Genomic DNA, 18,364 nt, shown 5'->3' on the forward strand with positions numbered 1-18,364 from the left:
AGAACAATCGCCCCATGCGCCAGTTTGTTTTTGCCCTTTGTTTCCTTGCCACCCCTGCGCTGGCCGAATTGGAGCGGGCTCGTGATCTGATGGAGGAGGGGAAATTTGATGCAGCCCGCGAAGAGCTTTTGCCCGCCGCCCGGTCCGGAAACGCCGAGGCCGAGGAACTGATCGGTGTGATGTACGGTCTTGGGCTTGGTGTCGAGCAGGACCATGAGCGCGCGTTCGAATGGTATCTGCGCGCATCGATGAAAGGGCATCCGGGGGCGCAATCTGGAGTGGGCTGGTATTATGAGCTGGGTCTGGGCATGCCAGCACCCGATCTGGTGCGCGCCTATATGTGGTACACGCTCAGCGCCATTGGCGGCGACCCCGACGCGGCGATCAGCCTTGAGGAAGTTGTCAAGAAAATGTCGCCGGAGCAGATCGAAAGGGCGCATGTTCTGGTAAATGACTACAAGGTTTGGATGTATCCGTTTCGTTGAAGGGGGCGGGCCATTGGCCCGACCCATTGGTGGTTAGTTCAAGTCCGCATCACGTGCTGCGTTGATCTGTGCTTCGGCTTCGGCCACGGCCTCGGTCAAAGCCACAAAGATCTCATCTCCGCGGGCGACGTTGGATTGAAACCAGTCATAGACCGGGGAGGCGGCCTCTTTGAAGGCGGCCTTTTGCTCGGGCGTCGGGACATAGAGGTCTCCTCCACCGGCAACAAACTCCTCGTATGCCTGGATCGACTTGCGCTTGGGTGAGGCGAACGTCGCTTGTTGCAAGGCATAGAAACCGTCCACAACCACGCGGCGCAGATCCTCGGGCATGTCCTGGAACTTGGCGTTGTTCATCCACCACAGCGCACCCATGTAGGCGTGACCGTCCAGAGTGACATATTGCAGACCTGCATCGGGGAATTTCATCCCCATGATATCTGTGATGCCATTCTTAGACCCTTCGACAACGCCGGTCTGAAAGCTGGTGAACAGCTCGGGCCACGGGATTGGGGTCGGGGATGCGCCCAGCGCCTTGACCAGTTCCTGCGGCAGGTCGGCCACCACGGTGCGGATTTTCAGACCTTCCATGTCGGCAGGTTCGGCGATCCGGCGCTGCGTGTTGGCAAAGTTGCGCCAGCCTCCGGTGTTTCCGATTGTCATCAGGCGGATCGCACCACCGGAATCTTCAAGCGCCATATCGCGCATTTTGCGGGTGAAATCGCCCGACAGAACGTGTTCCGCGACACGGTCATCAGCCATCAGATACGGCAGGTCCAGAACCTGCACATATGGGAAAATACCCGATGCGCCACCAGAGGTTGAGATATAGATATCAATGGTACCATCGGCCACGCCCTGAAGGCATTCCGCACCGTTCGAACATAGTTGCGTGCCGATGAACAACTTGACCTCGATCGCACCGTTCGAGGCTGCTTCGACATAGTTCTTGAAAACAACAAGACCGTCGTAATCCTCGTCATTTTCGTTCGAGTTGGCCGTCGCGCGCAACGTGAAATCGGCCGCCGTGGCCGCAATGGCAGACGCAGCCACCAGCGATGTAGCCACCGCCGCGGTTTTTAGGAAATTTCTGAGCATGCGTTTCCTCCCTGTGATACTCAGTTAATTTGCAAATCCCGTTATTCGTGGGATCGTCATAGATAAGGCCGGGACATAGGTGATCAAAAAGATCACTATGATTTCTACTGCCAGGAACGGCAGGATTGCCTTGGCAATGGTTTCAACTTTCTCGCGCGAAACGGCGGCGGCCACGAACAGGACCAGGCCCATTGGTGGTGTTGCCAGGCCGACGGTCAGGTTGACGCTCATGATAATGGCAAAGTGGATCGGATCCACGCCGAGACTGGTAAAGATCGGTGCGAGGATGGGGCCAAGAATGATAATCGCCGGACCCGCGTCCAGAAACATGCCGACGATGAACAGCAGCAGGTTTATCAGGAACAAAAGGATCAATGGGTTTTCAGACAGGCTCAGGATCAAAGACGCCAGCTGTTCCGGCGCGTGGCTCAGGCTGACGACGGTCTTGAACGCCATTGCTGCCCCCACCAGCAGCAGGACAACGGCCGAGGTCAGACCCGCATTGCTGAGTATCTCGGGTACCTCTTTGAAGGTCAGCGTGCGCAGGACGAAAAAACCGATGATAAAGGCATAACCTACGGCCACGGCAGCGGCTTCGGTGGGTGTGAAGATACCGCCCAGGATGCCACCGAGAATGATAACCGGCGTCAGCAGCGGAAAGAACGCCTTGAGGCTCGCCTGACGACGCTCAGGCCAGGTATATTTGCGGCTGGCGACAGGGAAGTCGTATTTGTCGGCCATGACCTTGATCATCAGCATCAGGCCCACGCCGACCATCACGCCGGGCACGATGCCCGCTAGGAACAGGGCGGCGACGCTTTCGCCCATGACATAGGCGTAGATGATCATTATGCCCGATGGCGGGATAATCGGTCCGATCACTGAACTGGCGGCTGTGATGGCAGCGGCAAAACGACGGGTATATCCCTGTTTCTCCATCGCGGGGATCAACATTGACCCCAAGGCCGACGTATCGGCCACGGCAGAGCCGGACAGCCCCGCGAACAGGATTGAGCTCAGCACGTTTACATGCGCCAGACCGCCCCGGAAATGACCCATCAAGGCCTGGCTGAATTCGACAAGGCGGATGGTGATACCGCCGCGGTTCATCAATTCGCCGGCCAGCATAAAAAACGGGATGGCCATCAGGGGAAAGCTGTCCATGCCGTTATAGACGTTGCGATACAGCAGCGTGATGTCGTTGGTTTGTCCGTTCAGCCAAAGCAGGATACCAGGCGCGGCCAAAAGTGCAAAAAAGACCGGCAGGCCGATCATCAGGAAAACCAGGAACGTGGGCAGGAACCAGATCAGCATCTATTCTGCCCCCACAGGTGCATCAGCGATTTTTGGTAAAAGATCTCCGCCGCCAAACAGCGTGATGATGGCTCGCAGTATCAGCTCGATATTGACGGCGATCAGAAGGATCACGCCGACCAGCAGAGACGCCATCATCCAACTGCGCGGTATGCGGTACCATTCGTCAAAGCCGAAAGATGTTGGCAAATACAGCGCGGCAGTGGCGAACCTACCGCCGAAGCCTGTGACCTCGGACCAGCCGATGTTTACGGCAACCAGCAACACGGCCAGCGACACGACCAGAAGGCAAAGGGTCAGGATTTGCCCCATCAGGCGTGGCAGCATCAACGGCACCATGTCGATGGCAACGAAGCCGCCCCGCCGAAAGGCTGTCGGCGCCATTAGGCCGGTCATCCACAGCATGCAGAAACGCGCGGCTTCGTCCGGCCAGGGCAACGCGTTGCCCAGCACGTATCGGAAGAAAACCTGGACCAGGATCGCGATCACCATCAGCGCCATAGCAACGACGCCAACCGCGCGGCCCAGACGCAGCGCGGTTTCATTCACGATCGCAATCGGTGCTAGCACCGATGTCAATCCGCCCATGCGGATCCTCCCTTGTTCAGTTGCGGATTGCGTCCGCAATCGTCAGAACGCGCTTATTTTTGCGCGAATTGGCCGAACTTTCCGGCGAAAAAGGTCAGCGCATCCCCCTCGGCTATGCTGGCCCTCAGAACTCTTCCAACCACGATAACGTGGTCCCCTGCATCATGGTAAGCGTGTTGCTCGCATTCAAATCGCGCGAGGCAGTCCGGAAGCAGCGGCGTGCCGTTTTCGCAAAGCTCATGATTTATGTCCCGCAAGGCATGCGCGTCCTTGGAACAGCCAAAGCACAGCTCTGTCTGATCAGATGAAAGAACGTGCACGCTGAAATGGCGAGCCCGGTGAAAATACGGGAAGCGGCGGGAATTGCGGTCTCCGGCCCACATGATCAGCGGGGGATCAAGCGACAGGGACGAGAAGCTGTTAGCCGTGATGCAGATCGGGCCATCCTCGCTGTTGCAGGTTACGATCGTGACACCCGTGGCAAAGCGTCCGAAAGCATCACGCAAGGTGCGCGTGTCGTCCTTGTGGGGGACGAAGGTGTGAGTCATGTCCCTTGAGATTGCATTCATCATGGTACCTCATGCCCGAGCGCCGCCTCATAGAGGCGAAACCAGGTCTCGCGATCCAGTTTGACTTTCAGGGCATCGGATATGCCCTTGATGCGATCCAGATTGTTGGTGCCCAGAACGGGTAGAATACCGGCAGGGTGCGCCAGAAGGAATGCAACCGCGACTGCCGCGCGATCGACTCCAAACTCGGCCGCGATTTCATCCGCGACCACACCGACCGGAGGATTGCCTGCCATCAACATACCGCCGCCCAATGGGGACCAAGCCATCACGTGCTGGCCATGCTGTTGATGAAATGCCAGATCGCCATTGGTAAACGGACTGATCTCTCCCAATGAAATCTCGATCTGATTGGTGACAAGTTGTGTTTTCATCGCCGATTGAAGCAAGCTCCAGTCCCACGGGCGAAAATTCGACACGCCAACCGCGCGCACCTTGCCACTGGCGACAACCTCGTCCAGCGCAGCGCCTGTTTCGTTGTGGTCCATAAACGGATCGGGGCGATGGATCAGCAACAGGTCGATGTGTTCGATCGCCATTTCGGTTAGCGAGGTTTCAACCGATTTCAGGATATGAGCCCGCGACGTGTCATAGTGTTTCACCTTCGCATGCGCATACCGACCGCACGGCGCGATGATATCGCATTTCGTGACGATCTCCATCTGCTGACGCAATGCAGGGTTTGCGCGCAAGGCAGCACCCAGAACCGCCTCGGCATTGTAGTCGCCGTATATATCCGCCTGATCGAAGGTCGTGATGCCCTGATCCAGACAGGCCTGTATTTTCGCTTCAACATGACCCGCCGAAGTGTCGCTGTCATCACCCAAACGCCACATGCCGTAGACGAGACGGCTCATTTCCAGCGAGTCAGATAGTTTTACACGTTGCATCAGCGGCGAACTCCTTGGCCCAGCGGTGTGGCTGGGGTCGACTGTGGTACTCGTCCATACTCTTCCGGAAGCGAGCAGGTTTTGAGGTTGGGCAATACCCGGGCACCAAAGTGCTTGGCTTCATCGATATGAGGATAGCCCGAGAAGATAAACGCGCGGATGCCCATTTTCTGATAGTCTTCGATCTTTGACATGACCTGATCTGTCGACCCGACCAACGCCGCACCGCAGCCCGAACGCGCCCGGCCAACACCGGTCCAAAGCCCCGGTTCGACATAGCCGTACTCATCGGCAAGATCGCGATTCTTGGCCTGATGCGCCACCCCCAGAGAGGTCGCGTCCAGCGCCCTTTCGCGGATCGCGCGACCATAGTCATCATCCAGCTTTGAGACGATGTAATCCGCGTATTCCTGCGCTTCGGCTTCGGTGTCACGAACAATCATGTGAACGCGCAGGCCGTAGTCCAAGGTGCGGTTGTAGTGTTCAGCAACCGCATGAACCGCCTTCATGCGCTGGGCAAGCTGGTCCTTCGTCTCGGGCCACATCAGGTAGACATCGCAATGCTCGCCGCAAAGCTCCAGTGCCGAGGGTGAATAACCCCCGAAATACAGCAGCGGGCCACCGGTCTGATAGGGCTTGGCCGGATCAGTTGTCAGGCCAGAGAAGTTGTATACCTCGCCCGAATGGTTGATCTCATCCTGCGTCCAGGCCTGTTTGAGTATCTCCACCACTTCGCGCGACCGTTGGTAGCGATAGGCGCTGTCGGCTTTCTCACCGGGGAAGTCGGATGAGATGATATTGACCGTCAACCGACCTTGCAGCATGTGGTCCAGGGTTGCGATGGTGCGGGCCAGCATGATTGGCTGCATTTCCCCGCAACGCACGGCCGCCAGCATGTTGATCTTTTCGGTGATCGGCGCGCACCCGGCAACAAAGCTCAGCGTATCCTGACCGACCTGATAAGATGACGGGCAAAGAATGTTGCGAAACCCCTGTGCTTCGGCTTCTTTCACAATGCCCGAGCAGTGGTCCCAACTCGACCGCAGATCGCCATCAGGAACGCCCAGAAACTGGTAATCGTCCGAACACAGCGCCGCGAACCATGAAACTTCAGCCGCGTCCAGATCGGGGGAAGTAATGGGGACGATTGTCATCTGATTCGGGCTCCGCGTCGGTTTTGCTTTTCCTCTTGCGTAGCAATCGCTTTGATGTAGATCAATGGTGTATCAATTTTTCCTGCGACCTAGCGAAGCGCCCACTATGACCGCGGCCAACAGAAATCCAAACGCCCTTCCGGTGTACATCCAGATCGCGGAACTTCTGATCCGCGATATTGCGGCTGGCCGCCTGATCGACGGCGAACGCTTGCCGCCGGAACGCGAGATGGCGGCACAGTTGAATGTCTCGGTCGGGACGCTGCGAAAATCGCTGGCCGAGCTTGAGAAAAAAGGGATGCTGGAGCGTATTCAGGGGTCTGGGAACTACGTCCGGGAAAGCGGCACGCAGAACAGTGTTTATGCGATGTTTCGGTTGGAGTTGCCCGAAGGCGGCGGTTTGCCTCGGGCCGATATTCTGTCCGTCGACTATCTGGCAAAACCGTCTGAACTGCCGGAGTTTGGTACTTCAGGCTTTGGGTCGCGGGTTCGCCGGATGCGCTACCTGAATGACACAATCATCGCCGTCGAAGAAATCTGGTTGGACGAATCAGCTGGTCGGATCGAGCGGGAGATGCTGTCGGACTCACTTTATCGGTACTACCAATACCAACTTGGCTTTTGGATCACACGCGCCGAGGACCGCGTGTCGGTTCGACCGTTACCGCAATGGACGCCGCCAGAGTTCACAAAAGCGGCCGGTGAATTGGTGGGCTATATCGAGCGGTTCAGTTGGTCGGAAAAGACGGAACCCGTTGAATTTTCGAAAACTTGGTTCGATCCGGATCGGGCCACTTATGTCCAACGTTTGAAGTAGAAGGAAACGCGCATGACGCGAAGCATCAATTACGGGCTGATCGGGTGCGGTATGATGGGGCAAGAACATCTGCACAATATCGCTTTGCTTGAAGGCACGCGGGTGTCCGCGATTTTTGAGCCTGATCCGGAAATGGCGCGGGCAGCCAAAGCTCTTGCGCCCGATGCTGCAATGGTGGGCTCGGTGCAAGAGCTTCTGGCGGTCGAGGATCTGGATTGCCTTGTGATTGCCAGCCCGAACCATTTGCATGTCGACCAGATCTGTGAGGTCGCAGATACCCGGCCGCTGCCGCTGTTGGTGGAAAAGCCCTTGTTCACCGATCCCGCAGATGCGGCCCGGCTGGAAAAGGTGCAGCGCGACTATCCGTGCCCGATCTGGGTTGCGATGGAATACCGCTATATGCCGCCGGTCGCTGCTTTGATCGACAAGGTCGAAGCGACGGGCGGCGTAAAGATGCTGTCGATCCGTGAACACCGCTTTCCGTTTCTCGAAAAGGTCGGCAACTGGAACCGGTTCAACCGAAACACGGGCGGCACTTTTGTTGAAAAGTGCTGTCATTTCTTCGATCTCATGCGGTTGATACTTGGGTCTGACCCGGTGCGCATCACGGCAAGCGGCGGGCAGGCGGTAAACCATTTGGATGAGGCATATGATGGCGAAACACCGGATATTCTGGACCACGGCTATGTTATTGTCGATTTTGCCTCGGGCGGGCGCGCGATGTTAGAGCTTTGCATGTTCGCCGAAGGCTCACGCTATCAGGAAGAGATATCGGCGGTCGGACCGGATGCGAAGATTGAGGCATTGGTTCCCGGACCCGGACGTTTCTGGCCGGGGCACCTGGGCGAACCGCCATTGCCGCAGGTGATTGTCAGCCCTCGCAACCCCAAGGGGCCCGTGACAATGGACGTGCCCGTTGACGCAACGCTCTTGGCGGCAGGGGATCACAACGGATCTACCTTTTATCAGCACAAGGGATTTCTGGCCGTTCTTCGTGGTGAAAAGGCGCAACCGGATGTGAGTTTGCAGGACGGTCTGTGGGCTGTCAGGATGGGACATGCCGCGCAGCAAGCCATAGCAACGGGCGAGACCGTGCACCTGATCGCATAAACGGCGAATAATAGAGCGCCTTCAATGTTGCTCGGAAGGGCTGGCGAACTAAAAACAAGTGATCGGTTCTCTGGATGGAGAATCCATTACTTACAGATCGGCAGCTCTAACGGGGGTTGCTTCGGCAGAGAATCCCTCCACTGATTGATAATGGGTTGGAGCGTGCTTTTGGGCCAAAACTTAGGAGCGCCGATTGCTTGAAGGCACGCGGCGTTCCAGTAAACGCCAGCACGTGTCAGTGACTTCCCCTTTTTCACGGCCTTTGCGACGGCATTGATATCTTTTGATTCCGGATAGATATACAGGGTCGTTGGGTTCCCCTCTACCAGCGTTATAATCTCTTGTGATGCGGCTTGCGACCACGTCGTGCACCCGTTGCTTCGACCGCCGGTATAGTTCACGAGCCGTCCGTAAGGGACAAATCCTTTGTCGTCGGCATGCTGGCTCTGCGGGCTCTTGAAGCGACATTGCCATTTAAGGAAAATAGCGGGATGGCCGCCGATGGCGCGCTCACGGGCATTGCTTGTTTCACCTTCGCCGTCAAACAAAAGAAACGTGCGGTAAAACGGCTTCGTTTGACCGCCGCGGCTGAAATAGCCCTTGAACGACGTCCGCGTTTCAGCGGTCACATAAGCCCCGCCCGCAGTCAGCTTTGATCCTTCTGCGTTGCTGAAATTCTTCGCACACTGCCGCCCGTTCGCGAAATTGGCGCGCTGTAACTTGCGACCATTTCCATAACCGGACGAGACGGCGCGAAAGGACTTCTGAGCCTCGCAGATGACGTAGAACCGCCGCCCGGGACTCCCGTTGGCCGAGGTACTGGGACGGGTCGCATCCTTGGCAAGATAGCAGGGGTTTCGTACTTTGCCTTGCCGCAGCTTTTCCCGATACAGCTCACGTGCCCTTTGCAGGACGATTGGCGCGATTTGGCCATCTCCTGTGCCGATATGCTTTTGCAACCAGTTGGGAATTTCTGACGACAACGCCTCGACGCGATCGGGTAGGGACCCTGCCGAGAGCGCAAGTGTTGTCACGGTGATTACAAGACGGAATGAATTCGGTAGCAACGGGACGTCTCCTGCCGAAATGCCTTTGACGCAAGGCTACCACAGATTGCGTGCGTAATGATGACCGATCGGCAAATGATCGCGGCTACCTGTTGCTACAATACCCATCTATCGCACACACCCATGCTTCCCCGTTTCCGGGCGGATTGACCAAGTAGTTTTGTTGGCGGCTGGACATCGGGGGGAAAGCCACCACATCTGAGCCATGATCACGCGCCGTTCATTCCTGATAGCTTCCACGGCCGCTCTGGCTGCGCCCGTTTTTGCGCAAGAGCGGAGTGCCTTGCTTGCTGATGCAATGCGGAACCTGCCGCAATTGCATTCGCTTCAGATCCAACGGGCGGATGAGATAGTTTTTGAAAAGGCTCAAAAAGGGCCAGGCCTTGATCATCTGGCCAACATAAAGTCCTGTTCCAAAAGCATTGTGGCCCTTTTGCTGGGAACTGCGATCCACAGGCGGGAGATCTCATCGGTCGATGCCAGTTTGCAAGAGGTTGCGCCTCGGTTACTGCCCGCGAATGCGACCCCCGGTGCGGAAGACATTACGATGGAGGATCTGGTCACTCTGCGGGCAGGTCTGGAAAGAACATCGGGTGGGAACTACGGGGAATGGATCAGTTCTTCGAACTGGATCGCGGACGCGCTGAGCAGGCCTATGGTCGCGACTCCGGGCGGGCGGATGCTCTATTCCACTGGTTCCACACATGTGCTTGGCGCCGCTTTGACCGAGGCTACGGGCAAAAGCCTTTTGACCTTGTCGCGTGAACGACTGGGCAGGCCGCTCAGTATTGAGATCCCAGCCTGGACGCGCGATCCGCAAGGCTACTACCTGGGCGGCAATGAAATGGCGATAACGCCAAGATCAATGTTGAAAATAGCGGTTTTGCTTAGGGATCGTGGCGTATATGCCGACAAACAGGTCATTCCCGAAAACTGGATCGCGGCCTCGACCAAACCTTACGGCAGATCAGTATTTTCTGGTTTGGGTTATGGCTACGGTTGGTTTCTTTTGCCTTCAGGTTATGCTTTGGCGCGAGGATACGGAGGGCAGATCATAGCAGCCCACCCAGACCGCAAGCTTGCCGTGGCGATCACATCCGATCCGACGCGCCCGGCGCGGTCAGGCGGATACTTTGGCGATCTGATCCGGTTGCTGGATGGTCCAATCCTGAAAATGGCTTGATGCCCTTTGCGCGCGTGCTGTGCCAACGATTTAAGCTTGGTGATGCACGATGATCTGAAATCCCTCATCATCGGTCGGGACGACAAAGTGACTGCAAAGCTCATCGAATTGCGCGTCCGTCAGTTGAAAGGGATGTACACCGGCAACATTTCGCTCCCGCAATCTTGCTTTGCAGACTTCGTCTGGCAGGTCGAGATAGTGTAACTCACCGATCGCGTTTGCGCTCTTGGCAAGACCCTGCATCCAGGCCCGCGCTTTGAGTGTGTTTGCCGGATAGTCCAAAACCACAGATGTTCCTGCCCTGAGAAGCGAGATGATATGCGGCCCCATAATATCGCGCAGTTTTCCAGAGCACCGAACATAGTCCGAGATTGCCGACATCTGATCCGAAAACAAAGCAGCCAACCACGCGTCTTCTGCGATGACAACAGTGCGGTCTGACCCGGCAAGCCGATGGGCAAGCGTTGATTTTCCGGACGCAGGTTTACCGCAAAAGAGAAAAAGCTTGGGCGCGGCTTCGTTCATTATACTACTCGGTCGAAAACTATGTCGGTCCTGAAAATTGCTAAACGCACAGCGGTGGTCAATACTTCAGCATCTGAGTGTCACGGTCTGAACGGCCCAAGTGACGCTGGGCGTCAGATCAATTCAGAAAGCCTGTGCCCGCTTTGGCTGCGACTTCAACGACGCGTCGATCGCCAGATCGAATGCAGTGTATAGGAAGTCCGCCGTCAAGTTCGGACACCGGCGAGGTCATCCAAAATGCACGTTGCCATTGAGTCATTTCAGGGGGCAGTGCTTTCAGCACCTCTTGCATCAAAGGAAGCGGGCTTCCATCCGCGTCAAACTGGAACGACGGATATGCGTCGGTACCATCGTAGGGGACAGAGAAAATCTTTCCGGTTCGCTTCCAGATGTCACCTATGCGCGTGATCTGCCACGATCCTTTTTTCCACCGAGCGTGTACCGCACCCCTGTCCAACAATGGGAACTTTTCGGCAAATTCGGTCTTTTGGAAATCTGCTACAGCACAAAACTGGTCGTTGAACTTAGCTAAGTACATCTTCTACCCACATTACTTTTTACAAACACGTAAAATAATACTGCCAGAAATATGCCTTCCGTAAAGTAAAGTATTTCACACGTCAGGATTTTTGTTTGGCGGTAGGTGAATAAGATTCTCTAAGATACAGATTAAAAGTGTTTATTTTAATGGCGGTGATCTTTCTGACCCCGAGCGTACTGGCTTCATCTGTTGCTTTGTCGACAATCAGGTCGATAATCATTGCAAGAACAGCGTATTGATCACACATCTACAAGCGAGCCGGCGGAGGTTTGCGTTACATGGGTTACACGAAGACTGCGATATTGATGGCCGCAATGACGGCCTTGTTCATGGGGCTGGGATACCTGCTTGCCGGGTTTGGCGGCATGCTGTTTGCCTTGGTGATCGCGGCTGGCATGAATGTGTTCACGTGGTGGAACTCGGATAAAATGGTCCTTCGCATGCACAATGCGCGCCTTGTTCCCGCCGGTGATCCGATGGGATTATCGCAGATGGTCGAAGGTCTGGCAAAAAGCGCAGGTATGCCCACGCCTGCCGTCTACTTGATCGATACCCCTCAGCCCAATGCATTTGCCACGGGGCGCAACCCCCATAACGCAGCCGTAGCGGTGACCGCGGGTTTGTTGCAGACCCTATCGAGGGATGAGTTGGCGGGCGTCGTCGCGCATGAGTTGGCGCATATCAAAAACCATGACACCGCGATCATGACGGTGACTGCGACATTTGCAGGTGCGATCACGATGCTGGCAAACTTCGCCCTGTTCTTTGGGGGCCGAAGGGATAGCGCGCTTGGGTTGGTGGGGACCCTTGCGCTGATGATCCTGGCTCCGTTTGCTGCTGGATTGGTGCAGATGGCAATCAGCCGAACCAGAGAATATGCTGCCGATCGCGTTGGAGCCGAGATTTGCGGCCAGCCCTTGGCGCTCGCGTCTGCGCTTGAGCGGATTCAGAGAAGTGCCGCGCGTATCGACAATGACACGGCTGAACGCAATCCGGCGACCGCACATATGTTTATTATCAACCCCCTACACGTGCATACCCGCGACAAGCTGTTTTCAACGCACCCGTCGACGGCAAACCGCATCGCGGCGTTGAGAAAGCTTGCTCAACAGTCCAGCCCATCCCATTCCGGGCGCGCGAATGCTGGGGGAGAGTCGCCGCAAGATCGTGGGCCTTGGGGCTAGGTGACACCGGTCAAAAGTCTTAACCCGTGCAAACCCGGTTGGCATAACGGTTTCTTTCGTGCGGGATACGTCAATAAAACACTACGCTAGGGCCGTACCGACAAATCAAGCAGGGTGCGTGGTAGAAACGATGGGCTATCCGCGTCGGGTCCTGGCGATAAATGCCTTAGTCAGAGTGTTCTCTAAGAAAAGGACCGATTTCCTGAAAGAACTCATCAAACCCCTGATGGCCGCGTATCATGCAGTGGTTTGCGCCCGGTAGCTCAACAAATGCTGCGGTTGGGATTTCTCGGGCCGTTGCCCGCCCTTCACTTATAGGAGCGGCCAAATCGCCTTTTACATGCAGGACCAGTGTCGGGGCTTGCAGGCTTTGCGCGTCCGTACAGGCATCTACATAGGCGTTCATCTCCATAATCCGCAAAGCCGTTTCCGGACTTGCCGAGATACGTTGCATTTCATCAAAGCTTGCGCCTTCTTCCGGTGTGGCGTCAGGCATGTAGCAAGATGTAAAAAAGTGACGGTACAATGGGCTGGGTGATCCCCATCCCGCCGAAACCATGGCGCGTGATGCTTCGTAAAATTGTTCAGCCTCTGCGTCCCCTCGCAGCATGCGCCCCCGGACGTAGCCACCCAGCAAGACAAGGAATTTCACACGATCCGGGTATCTTGCTGCAAAGCGAATCGAGAAAGCAGCGCCTTGGCTGATGCCAAGCAGACCAAAACGATCAAGGCCCGCAGCATCGGCCACGGCCACCATGTCATCAATCATTCTTTCTTCTGAAATGTCATCAACATCCCAGTCTGAAAGCCCGTTGCCGCGTTGATCAAAACGAACCAATTGGCACTTTTGCGACGTTTCTGAAAGAAAGTCCCCCCAGACTGGGCTGGTCCACTCATACTCGATATGGTTAAGCCAGTTAGGGGCTTTCAGTACAGGCGTGCCTTCTCCGGTGGATGCCCATGCAAGGTTAGTACCATCTGCTGATCTGCAGAACCTCACGCGCTGTTGCAGCGAAATGTCAGGAGCTGTACGCACCGGCCCTGACTGAGGTGACCAATGCCAGGCCCTAATTGGGCGGCTGATGTTTTTGACACGCTGACCACCCATGTCGCGGAAGGGGGCGTCGACCCGATCCTGTACCGCCTGATGAACGATGTCCGAGACGCATACCCCACCGGGTTCTGCCAAACCTTCCAGCCGCGCGGCGACGTTCACTCCGTCTCCAAAAATGTCGCCATCGTCAAAGATGACGTCGCCCAGATTAATACCGACCCGGAACCGTATTCTCTGATCGGCCTCCAGTTCGGTTTCCTTAAGGCTCATCGCCTGTTGGATTTTAACAGCGCATTGCACCGCCTCTTTAACCGACTCGAAGGTGGCCAGCATGCCGTCTCCGGTTGTTTTGATGATGCTTCCCCGGCGGCGGTTTATCTCCGGATCGATTAACTCGCGCCGGTATTTCTTTTGACGCGATAGCACCCCTATCTCGTCCAGTTCCATCAGGCGGGTGTACCCGACCATATCAGCGGCCAGAACAGCCGAGAGGCGTTGTTCCAAGGCAGTCCCCCCTGCGTCAGTCGTCAGTTTGCCGTCGGTTGGTGTTCGTCCGCGACACGTACTGTCAATCAGTATAGCTGGAAATTGCCGGGCAGTCAGAATGATATCAAAAGATGAGCGTTCTGGGCGCCTTTTGAGGCTCAAGCATCGGCTTGGGTGCGATTTAAGTCACTCGAATTGGATGATGATGGCCTCGAAGTCTTCATCGCTGGTGACCTTGGTATGATGGCCTTTTCCGAACTTGTCTTCCATGTGCCACACGTCGCCCGGGCCAATGTCTCGGTAATTTCCGTCGCTCGCGGTAACGCGGATTGTGCCCGCCAGGCACACCAAGCGTTGCGCCAAAGGTGTTGGGTGGATGGGTTCGTTCCAGCCTGACCGCAGCCGTAGAAACATGGTTTGCTCAACCTTTTCTGGCTTCGACACCTCGATCGCCTGAGCGGGTGGCGCAAAACTGCGTTCCTCAACGTCGACGTTAATGTCGTCCCAGTGGCTTTCACCGTCAGCGTCGGCGTAGAGTCTAAGGTACTTCACGGTCAATTTCCTTTCTGGCGGACAGCGTGGTTAAGTTTTGCTCTATACCGGATGACTGATCTTACAGTTGAGAACCGATCGGAAGAATACTTAATAAGCCCGCAACTAAATGATCCCAAGCAGAGCCCGTTGGTTCAGAGTCATACTCTAGGATTGAGCCGTCTTCGCTCTGCGTCCGCCACTTAAGCTGACCTGCGTTCTCAAGTGTCACTTTATAAGTGTAAGCGGGCAGTGCTTCGTCCAAAGCGCCGAGTGTCTGAACCGTCAATGTCGGTGAGTCGATCAGTATGCCCATTTCAGTGTTTATGTTGACTGAACGCGGGTCCCAATTGAACGATCCGACAAACAGATAGCGGTCATCGACGGCAAATGCCTTGGAATGAAGACCAGAGCGGGACTGACCCCAATTGATACCTCGTTTTTGAATCTGATACGCATCGGGTCGCAACTCGTAAAGCTCAACCCCGCCCCGCAAAAGCGCCCGGCGTTTCTTGGCGTAATGCGCATAAACCGGAGCGACGTCGTTAGAGGCCAGCGAGTTCGTGACAACCTTGACGTCGACACCGCGATTTTCTAGTTCAGTCATCCATTTCACACCTTTGTTGCGCGGAACGAAATAGGCTGAAACGATGTGCACTTCGTTTTCGGCGGTCTCGAAATATGGAAGAAGCTGCGAGGCCAGAATAGGGTCTGACCCATCAACGCCGGCGGCTTTGGACGGCGGATCTGCGTACAGTTTTGCGGGCACCCAATCCAATGACAGCGCGCCATGCGAAAAGTTTTCCTCGGCCGACCGTCTGAGGGCCGCGCCGTATGGGGTTGTTTTTGCATCTTCCACAAGCGCGTTCAGCCGATCGCGCGCATCGCTCAGGGTGAACTCTTTGGGGTCTTCAATCACGGCACGGGCGGGAACGGCAAATTCACTGTTCCAGTAGGCGTCAAAGCTTGTTGAGACATCCGTCACCACCGGCCCTGCGGCCAGCACATCAAGGTCGGCATAGTTCATTTCTTCCCTTGCAAGGAAATACTCAGCCCCGATGTTGCGCCCGCCAACAATCGTGAATGTATTGTCGGCAGTCATCGATTTGTTGTGCATTCTTCGATTGATGCGTTTGAAATCTGTAAGACCTGCGATGACAAGGCTTTGATCACGCCAGAACGGGTTAAATAGCCGGATTTCGATGTTTTCGTGATGATCCAGCGCGGCCGTCATCGCGTCATAGCTGGACGTGTCCATGTCATCGACAAGCAACCGCACGCGCACGCCCCGATCCGCAGCCTGTAAAAGACTGGCTGCAAAAAGATGGCCCGTCGGGTCGTTGTGCAAAAGGTAGTATTGCGCGTCTATCGTCTGCTCTGCCGCAGCGGCCAGCAAAAGCCGCGAGACAAGCGCCTGCTCTCCGTCATTTATTAGTCGGACGCCCGAGCGCCCGTCTTTCGGATCGCCCAACCGTCTGGCTGCCCGCGCAAGAGTAGTGTTCGAACCAGCAGGAACCGAGGCCGTCACTGTCTTTTCATATGTGCGCGTTTTCGGGGCACAAGCGAAAAGAACCAGCGTGCAACACAAGCAAACCACGTTCGTCCATGGTTTCATCGATATCCTCCAACTGTCATTTCCAGATGACAACGTCTGGGGGTAATTTTGCAAGTTTGTTCTCTACCCTTGGCGGTTCTTTCCTAGGAGGGTGTGATGTCGGTCGGATTTACCGGGTAACGCCGTGGCATGTTCGTCGTGACTGGACCCGACGAAAGCAACCCGGTGCCGCTTTTTTGCGTAGCGAGCAGACCGAGATTTTTACGTTTCGCGCTATTCAGGCAAGTTTCGTGTTGACGCAGTGGAGCCCCGGGCCACCTTTTAGCGTTGATCGGTGGGAGCGTCTGGAATGTTCACAAGGGTCCTTTTTGTTTCGATCTTTGCGCTGACCGGTCCGGTCACGGCATTGGAACTTCGTGAAACTGGCCGGTATCAGCTCAACCACCCGGCCAGCCTGGATTATGATGCAACCTTTTGCGGATTGTGGATTGCGAATGAGGGCCCCGAGGCCGTTCTTGTCACGCTTCAAGGCGAAGAGCTGCGGCGTATCACAAGTGACTTGTTCAGGATCAAGGCAATAGCGATTGAAGGGGATCACCTGTTGCTTGGGGACGGTTTCGGTGGTCTGCAGCGCGTGACGAAAGATGGAGCCCCGCTCGGAGCGCCCTTTGAGCTTGAGGGTGGCTATGCAGACACCGAAGGCATTGCGATTAATGCCAAAGGCCAGATTGTCACCGTCGAGGATGACCCTGAGCGACTGTCTTGGTTCGATGCCGATGGAAAGCTGGCGGCGCGGCTGAATACGATGGAGCTTTCTCCGCCACTGACCGAGGCGCAGGGCATCGCGATTGATCCCCGCACCGGACATATGCTGATTGTCGATGACTGGGAAGGATCGAACAGCCTTTATGAATTCACGGCAGAGGGCCAGCTTCTTGCGCAAGCAAGCCTGCTGGAATTCGGTACCGACCCCGAAGGTATCGCAATTCGTTCCGGCTCGAACCAGTTGTTTGTCGCCTTTGACGGCGGTGCGAAGATTGTGACGTTTGACTATACGCCTACATTGCCGGACGGCGCGCCGCCGCTTTCACCGGGTGCAGACTGCATGATGTTTTAGATTGAACGCCCGACGGTTGATGTCGCGTTGTTGAACGGTTTTCACTGGAAAACCAGCGCGGGTTGCAGACTTCGCTCGCGGCATGAGCAACGATTTGGGTTCTGTGTCCGCTACGATTGTCTTAAATCGAAGCAAGGCGAAGGCTGCCGAAAACCTGGCGTCTGACGACCAACCTGCTGAGTACAGTTACAATCCCACCGCCTTGGCAGCTAGAGCCTTCGTTTATACAGGCTTGATATCACCCCATTGACCGAACACGTGACACAAAAAGGTCGGGTGCTTCTTCGTGGGCCAGGTGCCCTAGGTCGGCAAGTTTGGTCAGGTTCGAATTCGGCATGGTCTTTTGCAAATTGGCTGTCGTTTCCGGCGGAACCGCCCGATCATTCAAGCCTACAATAATTTCAATGGCTGTCTCCGAATTCGACATGCAGTGTTTGAAGTCCCTCAACGACCATTGCGCCATCATGAACAATGCTCCCTGAACGTGGCGGCGGTTCTTCAACAAACGCGCATAAAGCGCCAGTTGCTCGGCGGGGATTGTTGATCCGGTCGAAGCAATGAGGCGCTGGGCGCGCGCAAGCGCGTCAGGTCCACGTGTAAACAGCCAAGGCGTCAGCGGGTTCACCGCCAAAGATTTTGCGATAATCGGAAAAAGAATGCCTGCCAGCCCATCAAAATCGCTGAAGGCCGGGTTTATCGCCAGAATTGACGGCTTGCCATGCGTGGTCAGGTGTTGTTCACAAAGCTGCAAAGCGATTGCCGCCCCGGCAGAGTGCGCGACGATTTTGATCGGCTGCCAGTTTTCCTGCGTACATAAGGCGGCAATATCTTCGGCCATGGTCTCAAGGCCGCTGCGATTGTTGGCGCCCATGACGGTAAAGCCATGGCCCGGCAGATCGATCGCAACCACGTGGTGGTCCTTGGCCAGATCGGTCATCATCGCGTTCCAGCTATGCGTCGACGCGCCCGCGCCGTGTAGGAACAGCAGCGTTGGTCCTTCGCCGTGTTCCTGAACGTGCCAGCGATGCGGGGCGCAGACCACACGCTTTGACCATGTGTGATGAGGCCAGGTCGGAAGGTCGCGCTGCCAGTCCATCGC

19 protein-coding genes are annotated in these 18,364 nt (G+C 56.0%); 6 read left to right on the plus strand and 13 right to left on the minus strand.

Going from position 1 to position 18,364, the window contains the following annotated elements:
* Positions 1 to 14: 14 nt before the first annotated feature.
* Positions 15 to 485 carry a tetratricopeptide repeat protein gene (locus tag ACXAET_RS02175; RefSeq protein WP_475180430.1) on the plus strand — a complete coding sequence of 157 codons (471 nt, stop codon included), beginning with the start codon at positions 15 to 17 and terminating at the stop codon, positions 483 to 485.
* Between the two features lie 33 nt (positions 486 to 518).
* Here the strand turns inward: ACXAET_RS02175 and ACXAET_RS02180 are convergent, their stop codons facing one another.
* The 6 genes from ACXAET_RS02180 to ACXAET_RS02205 are packed head-to-tail and all read right to left on the minus strand — an operon-like array spanning position 519 to position 6,095.
* The gene (locus ACXAET_RS02180) at positions 519 to 1,580 is read right to left on the minus strand and encodes a TRAP transporter substrate-binding protein (RefSeq protein WP_475180433.1); all 1,062 of its coding nucleotides are present in this window, start codon (positions 1,578 to 1,580) and stop codon (positions 519 to 521) included.
* Positions 1,581 to 1,604: 24 nt separating this feature from the next.
* A complete protein-coding gene (locus tag ACXAET_RS02185) occupies positions 1,605 to 2,894 on the minus strand; it encodes a TRAP transporter large permease (protein ID WP_068334174.1) in 1,290 nt (429 codons plus the stop codon).
* A complete protein-coding gene (locus tag ACXAET_RS02190) occupies positions 2,895 to 3,482 on the minus strand; it encodes a TRAP transporter small permease (RefSeq protein WP_475180437.1) in 588 nt (195 codons plus the stop codon). It lies immediately after the preceding gene.
* A 53-nt stretch (positions 3,483 to 3,535) separates the two neighbouring features.
* Complete coding sequence (locus tag ACXAET_RS02195; RefSeq protein ID WP_475187041.1) at positions 3,536 to 4,051, minus strand: flavin reductase family protein; 516 nt, start codon at positions 4,049 to 4,051, stop codon at positions 3,536 to 3,538.
* On the minus strand, positions 4,051 to 4,941 hold the full coding sequence (locus tag ACXAET_RS02200) for an aldo/keto reductase (RefSeq protein WP_475180441.1): 891 nt from the start codon (positions 4,939 to 4,941) through the stop codon (positions 4,051 to 4,053). Before ACXAET_RS02200 ends, ACXAET_RS02195 begins: the two co-directional genes overlap by 1 nt.
* Positions 4,941 to 6,095 carry an LLM class flavin-dependent oxidoreductase gene (locus tag ACXAET_RS02205; protein WP_475180445.1) on the minus strand — a complete coding sequence of 385 codons (1,155 nt, stop codon included), beginning with the start codon at positions 6,093 to 6,095 and terminating at the stop codon, positions 4,941 to 4,943. The genes ACXAET_RS02200 and ACXAET_RS02205 overlap by 1 nt, the downstream gene beginning before the upstream one ends.
* Positions 6,096 to 6,201: 106 nt before the next feature.
* Here ACXAET_RS02205 and ACXAET_RS02210 point away from each other — a divergent pair, with 106 nt between their 5' ends.
* Both ACXAET_RS02210 and ACXAET_RS02215 read left to right on the plus strand, forming a co-directional pair.
* Positions 6,202 to 6,912 carry a GntR family transcriptional regulator gene (locus tag ACXAET_RS02210; RefSeq protein WP_475180447.1) on the plus strand — a complete coding sequence of 237 codons (711 nt, stop codon included), beginning with the start codon at positions 6,202 to 6,204 and terminating at the stop codon, positions 6,910 to 6,912.
* A 12-nt stretch (positions 6,913 to 6,924) separates the two neighbouring features.
* Positions 6,925 to 8,022 carry a Gfo/Idh/MocA family protein gene (locus ACXAET_RS02215; protein ID WP_475180452.1) on the plus strand — a complete coding sequence of 366 codons (1,098 nt, stop codon included), beginning with the start codon at positions 6,925 to 6,927 and terminating at the stop codon, positions 8,020 to 8,022.
* Positions 8,023 to 8,108: 86 nt separating this feature from the next.
* On the opposite strand, the gene ACXAET_RS02220 is transcribed toward ACXAET_RS02215, so the two are convergent.
* Positions 8,109 to 9,089, minus strand: coding sequence for a hypothetical protein (locus ACXAET_RS02220; RefSeq protein WP_475180456.1), 981 nt, complete (start codon positions 9,087 to 9,089; stop codon positions 8,109 to 8,111).
* 205 nt (positions 9,090 to 9,294) lie between these two features.
* On the opposite strand from ACXAET_RS02220, the gene ACXAET_RS02225 reads away from it, so the two are divergent.
* Positions 9,295 to 10,272 (plus strand): serine hydrolase domain-containing protein, encoded by a 978-nt coding sequence (locus ACXAET_RS02225; RefSeq protein WP_475180459.1) that lies wholly within the window; start codon positions 9,295 to 9,297, stop codon positions 10,270 to 10,272.
* A gap of 30 nt (positions 10,273 to 10,302) precedes the next feature.
* Here the strand turns inward: ACXAET_RS02225 and ACXAET_RS02230 are convergent, their stop codons facing one another.
* A complete protein-coding gene (locus ACXAET_RS02230) occupies positions 10,303 to 10,797 on the minus strand; it encodes a P-loop nucleotide/nucleoside kinase family protein (RefSeq protein ID WP_475180463.1) in 495 nt (164 codons plus the stop codon).
* Positions 10,798 to 10,915: 118 nt separating this feature from the next.
* Positions 10,916 to 11,335: a hypothetical protein gene (locus ACXAET_RS02235; RefSeq protein WP_475180466.1), complete on the minus strand. Its 420-nt coding sequence runs from the start codon at positions 11,333 to 11,335 to the stop codon at positions 10,916 to 10,918.
* 281 nt (positions 11,336 to 11,616) lie between these two features.
* On the opposite strand from ACXAET_RS02235, the gene htpX reads away from it, so the two are divergent.
* Positions 11,617 to 12,522, plus strand: a complete 906-nt coding sequence (gene htpX, locus ACXAET_RS02240; RefSeq protein WP_475180473.1) for a zinc metalloprotease HtpX — start codon at positions 11,617 to 11,619, stop codon at positions 12,520 to 12,522.
* Between the two features lie 166 nt (positions 12,523 to 12,688).
* Here htpX and ACXAET_RS02245 read toward each other — a convergent pair whose 3' ends face one another.
* The 3 genes from ACXAET_RS02245 to ACXAET_RS02255 all read right to left on the minus strand — a co-directional run bounded on the left by ACXAET_RS02245 (position 12,689) and on the right by ACXAET_RS02255 (position 16,208).
* The gene (locus tag ACXAET_RS02245; protein ID WP_475180478.1) at positions 12,689 to 14,080 is read right to left on the minus strand and encodes an alpha/beta fold hydrolase; all 1,392 of its coding nucleotides are present in this window, start codon (positions 14,078 to 14,080) and stop codon (positions 12,689 to 12,691) included.
* A 168-nt stretch (positions 14,081 to 14,248) separates the two neighbouring features.
* Positions 14,249 to 14,614, minus strand: coding sequence for a cupin domain-containing protein (locus ACXAET_RS02250; RefSeq protein WP_475180482.1), 366 nt, complete (start codon positions 14,612 to 14,614; stop codon positions 14,249 to 14,251).
* A 61-nt stretch (positions 14,615 to 14,675) separates the two neighbouring features.
* A complete protein-coding gene (locus ACXAET_RS02255) occupies positions 14,676 to 16,208 on the minus strand; it encodes a phospholipase D family protein (protein ID WP_475180485.1) in 1,533 nt (510 codons plus the stop codon).
* A 289-nt stretch (positions 16,209 to 16,497) separates the two neighbouring features.
* Here ACXAET_RS02255 and ACXAET_RS02260 point away from each other — a divergent pair, with 289 nt between their 5' ends.
* Positions 16,498 to 17,265, plus strand: coding sequence for a hypothetical protein (locus ACXAET_RS02260; protein WP_475180488.1), 768 nt, complete (start codon positions 16,498 to 16,500; stop codon positions 17,263 to 17,265).
* Positions 17,266 to 17,503: 238 nt separating this feature from the next.
* Here the strand turns inward: ACXAET_RS02260 and bchO are convergent, their stop codons facing one another.
* Complete coding sequence (bchO, locus tag ACXAET_RS02265) at positions 17,504 to 18,361, minus strand: alpha/beta fold hydrolase BchO (RefSeq protein WP_475180492.1); 858 nt, start codon at positions 18,359 to 18,361, stop codon at positions 17,504 to 17,506.
* Between the last annotated feature and the right edge of the window lie 3 nt (positions 18,362 to 18,364).

The sequence above is a fragment of the Ruegeria sp. AWH4_226 genome, from assembly GCF_056159225.1.